The organism is Vulcanococcus sp. DEBay_Sum22DG08_74, from assembly GCF_017852955.1.
Lineage (GTDB): Bacteria > Cyanobacteriota > Cyanobacteriia > PCC-6307 > Cyanobiaceae > Vulcanococcus.
In genome coordinates, this window is sequence record NZ_JAFMKL010000127.1 from 1 (window position 1) to 4,381 (window position 4,381).

At 62.5% G+C, this 4,381-nt stretch carries 5 protein-coding genes; all 5 read right to left on the minus strand.

Annotation, left to right across the window (positions count from 1 at the left end; all coding sequences use genetic code 11):
• Window positions 1-97: 97 nt before the first annotated feature.
• Window positions 98-808: an urea ABC transporter ATP-binding subunit UrtE gene (gene urtE, locus QZ184_RS10370; RefSeq protein WP_010313728.1), complete on the minus strand. Its 711-nt coding sequence runs from the start codon at window positions 806-808 to the stop codon at window positions 98-100.
• Complete coding sequence (gene urtD, locus QZ184_RS10375; RefSeq protein WP_296416830.1) at window positions 805-1,560, minus strand: urea ABC transporter ATP-binding protein UrtD; 756 nt, start codon at window positions 1,558-1,560, stop codon at window positions 805-807. The genes urtE and urtD overlap by 4 nt, the downstream gene beginning before the upstream one ends.
• A complete protein-coding gene (urtC, locus tag QZ184_RS10380) occupies window positions 1,557-2,684 on the minus strand; it encodes an urea ABC transporter permease subunit UrtC (protein ID WP_296416828.1) in 1,128 nt (375 codons plus the stop codon). Before urtC ends, urtD begins: the two co-directional genes overlap by 4 nt.
• 4 nt (window positions 2,685-2,688) lie before the next feature.
• A complete protein-coding gene (locus tag QZ184_RS10385) occupies window positions 2,689-3,843 on the minus strand; it encodes a branched-chain amino acid ABC transporter permease (RefSeq protein WP_247476711.1) in 1,155 nt (384 codons plus the stop codon).
• A gap of 92 nt (window positions 3,844-3,935) precedes the next feature.
• Window positions 3,936-4,381 (minus strand): transporter substrate-binding protein (locus QZ184_RS10390; RefSeq protein ID WP_296419489.1); only part of this gene is annotated, 446 nt, incomplete at its 5' end.

The window sequence follows — 4,381 nt, forward strand, 5'->3', positions numbered from 1 at the left end:
GCTGCAGGCCCATCACCAGCGTGGATGGAGCCGCTCTGACTCCCCTCAGCTTGGAAGAGGTCAGAGCGCTCTTTGATCCACTCCTGGCGGACTGAGCTCAGACGCTGAGGAAGCGATTGACTACGTCCTGACTGAGCTCACCGGTGGGACCGCTGGCCACGATGCCCCCCCGTTGCATCGCGTAGTAGCGATCGGCCTGGCGAACGAAGTGCAGGTGCTGCTCGACAAGCAGAACACCGATGCCGGTCTCAGCAATGATCCGGCGCACCGCGGACTCAATGTCCTGCACGATGTTGGGCTGAATCCCTTCGGTGGGCTCGTCCAACAGCAGGAGCTTGGGCTGCCCCAGCAGGGCACGGGCAATCGCCAACTGCTGCTGTTGACCGCCGCTCAGGTCCCCGCCCTTGCGGGGTAAAAACTCCCTCAGGATCGGGAACAGCTCATAGACGAAGGGATCAATGCGGCGATGGCGGGCCAATCCTCCGGGGAGGGCCTCCATGCCGAGCATCAGGTTCTCCTCAACCGTCAGCTGGGGAATGATCTCGCGCCCCTGGGGGACGTAGCCCACACCAGCGCGGGCCCGTTGGTGGGGAGCCTGGCGGTCCAGGGCCGCACCGTTGAACACGATCGTGCCCTGACGGGCCCGCAGCAAACCGATCAACGACTTCAGCAGGGTGGTTTTTCCCACCCCATTGCGGCCAATCAGGCAGACCATCTCCCCGGCATTCACGGTGAGATCGACATCGCGCAGGATGTGGCTCTCGCCGTAATAGGTGTTCAGCCCGCGGATCTCCAGCAGGGCGGTCATGGGTGTTCCTCCTCTGATGTTCCGAGATAGACCTCAATCACCCGGGGATCGGCCTGCACCTGATCCATCGTTCCCTCGCAGAGGACGTGGCCCTGGTGCAGCACCGTCACGGGACTCTCCAAGCGGCGGATGAACTCCATGTCGTGCTCGATCACCAGCACGGTGTGATCACCAGCGAGGGACTTGAGCAAATCGGCCGTCAGGTCGGTCTCCTCATCGGTCAGGCCCGCCACCGGTTCATCCACCAGCAGCAGATCGGGGTCCTGTCCCACCAGCATCGCGATCTCCAGCCATTGCTTCTGGCCATGGGAAAGCGCCCCGGCCTGCCAATCGGCGCGGCTCTGCAGGTTGACGATGCCCATCAGGTGTTGAACCCGATCGCGCTCCCCTGAACCGAGACCGCCAAACAGCAGGGGCCAGGGCTGCTTCGGCCGGCTGACCGCTAAGGCCAAATTCTCCTGAACGCTGAGCTTCTCAAACACCCGCGGGCTTTGGAACTTGCGACCAATCCCCAACCGGGCAATGCGGTGCTCCGCGCGGCCCACCAAGGAGCGGCCCTTGAAGACCACATCCCCCTCCGTCGGAGCGGTCTTGCCGGTGATCACATCCAAGAAGGTGGTCTTGCCAGCACCATTCGGGCCGATCACCGCCCGCAGCTCCCCGGGCTGGAGGCTGAGATTCAGATCGCGCAGGGCCAGAAAGCCGTCAAAGCTGACGGTGATCTGGCTCAGCTCAAGCAACGGTGCACTCATGGCTGAACCTCCTCTTGTCCTTCCAGTTCCAGTTGCGGGTAGGTCCCCATGCGCCGGGCGACGCCCAGCCGCGAGAGCAGGTTGCGGGGGCCGTCGCTACGCCACCAACCGATCACACCCTCCGGCAGGGCAGTGACCACGAGGATGAACAGACCGCCCTGGATGAACAGCCAGCTCTGGGGCATGGCTTCACTCACGAGGCTCTTGGCGTAGTTGATCGCCACGGCACCCAAGATCGCCCCCACCAAGGTTCCCCGTCCGCCAACGGCGACCCAAATCACCATCTCGATCGAGAAGGGAACGGTCATGTACTGAGGCGAAACGATGCCCGATTGCACCGTGTAGAGCGCTCCGCCGATGCCGGCCAAACCACCGGCAATCGCGAAGACGATCGTCTTGAACAAGGTGGGATTGAACCCCGCAAAGCGCAGCCGCGGCTCGTCATCGCGAATGGCGATCAACACATCGCCGAAGCGGCCGCGGACCACCCAGCGCACAAAGGCCCAGGCCGCAATCACCATCAGGGCAGTGAACCAGAAGAAGCCGCGCTGCATCTCTGGTGAACCCACCATCTGACCAAACAGCTGGGTCACATCGGTCTTGAGACCGTTGGTGCCGTTGATCAATTTCTGCTGGCCGTTGAAGAAGTTGAAAAAGACCAGCAGGGCCGCCTGGGTCAGGATCGAGAAGTAGACCCCTTTGATCCGGTTACGGAAGACCAGGTTCCCCAGAACAGCGGCCAACACCGCGGGGATGAGCCAGATCGCCACCAGGGTGAACAGGGGCGAATGGAACGGAACCCAGAACGCCGGGAGTTGCTTCACGCCGTAGAGACCGAAGAACTCCGGAATCCCATTGGGGAAACCCGCTGAACTATTCAGCTGCAGATACATGGCGGCCGCATAGCCCCCCAAGGCAAAGAAGATGCCCTGCCCAAGGCTGAGCAACCCCGTGAAGCCCCAAATCAGATCGATGCCCAGGGCGACGATCGCCAAGGAGAGAAAGCGTCCCAGCAGGTTGAGACGAAAGACGGGAAGAACCGCCGGAGCCGCGACGATCGCAGCGATGATCACCACCCAAAGCAGCAGCTTTGGCCAGCGGGACTGTTGAAGGCGTCCAAACATTGGTTCAGGCCTCCACCATGCGTCCCTTCTGCGGGAACAAGCCCGCGGGACGGAATTGCAGGAAGAGCACGATCAGGGCGAAGACCATCACCTGGGCCATGCTCGTGGTCGCAAAAAACTTCACCGTGGCGGCCAGCGGCGACGGCATGGCCGGCCAGAGGCTGAGCAGACGGCCGGCACCGATCAGATCCGTCAGCCAGCCAATCGCGAAGGACGCCAGAACGGCGCCAAAGAGGTTGCCGACGCCGCCCAGCACCACAACCATGAAGCAGCCCACGATGTAAGAACCACCGACGTTCGGCCCCACCGAACCCAACAACGAGACAGCCACACCAGCGATTCCCGCCAGTCCAGAACCGATGCCAAAGGTCAGGACATCGACCGTGTCGGTGGGAATACCCAGGCAGTCGCTCATCGTGCGGTTCTGGGTCACCGCACGTATGCGTGTTCCCCAGACACTGCGGTTGAGGAACAGGGTGACGCCCAGAACAGAAACCACCGTCATCGCGATGATCACCAACCGGGGCACCGGCAGGGTGAGATCGGCCCACTCCAGGCCGCCGCGCATCCATTGGGGCGCAGTCACATCAACGTTGCGGGAGGTCGCCCGGGCAATCCGCGAGATCTGGGAGGCCAGTCCACCGGCCAACAGCACCCCGGCAAGCGCCGAGGTGGCCCAGCACCCGGCACGCACCAGCCGCGCCCGCGGGCCTTCGAGCAGGGGGGCCGGCAAGAGCAGCGGCAAGCTGAAGCCCACCACCAAGGCGAGAACCACTCCAGCAGCCGTCGCCAGCGGAACACTGCGCACAAACTGCTGGAGGATCAGGCTCACGCCCCAGGTCGCCAGCAGGGTCTCCAGGGGATTGCCGTAGAGACGGCGAATGACCGTGCGCTCCAGCAGGATTCCGACAACGCCGCTCACCACGAAGGCCAGCGGAATCGCCACCAAGACATAGAGGTTGTAGACGGGCTCAAAGGCCGGCAGCTTGAAGATCAGCTGCACGACGTAGGTCGTGTAGGCGCCGAGCATGATCAGCTCGCCATGGGCGAGGTTGATCACCCCCATCAAGCCGAACACAATCGCCAATCCAAGGGCGGCCATCAGCAAGACCGAGCCGATGGCCACTCCGTTGAAGAGGCTTTCAAACAGCAATTGCACGGAAATCCGAAGCGGGGCAGCAAGGGAGAAAGCAGAAAAAGAGGAGCCCCCGGAAGGACTCCTCCATCAGTCAGAGCAACCGGAAAGGGCGATCAGAGCTTGTAGCGCTCACCCTTCTTGGCGTCCGTCCAGTCGCAGGCGTAGCCCTTGGAGCTGGGCTCGTACTGGTTCCAGGCCTGGGGAGCCACAGGACCATTGGTGGACTGGAGGATCTTGAACTGACCGTCCTTGGTGATCTCACCGATGCGCACGGTCTGGGAGAGGTGGTGGTTCGGCATCACCTTGACCTTGCCCTGGGGCGCATCGAATTCGATACCAATCAGGGCTTCGCGCACCTTGTCGTCATCGAAGCTGTTGGCCTTCTCAACGGCGGCCTTCCAGAGGTAGACCATGTTGTAAGCCGACTCCTGCGGGTCAGCGACCATGCGATCGCTGCCGTACTTCTTCTTGAAGTCAGCGGCGAACTTCTTCGATGCCGGGGTGTCGATCGACATCATGTAGTTCCAGGCGCCGTAGTGGCCCTCAAGGAACTCAGGTC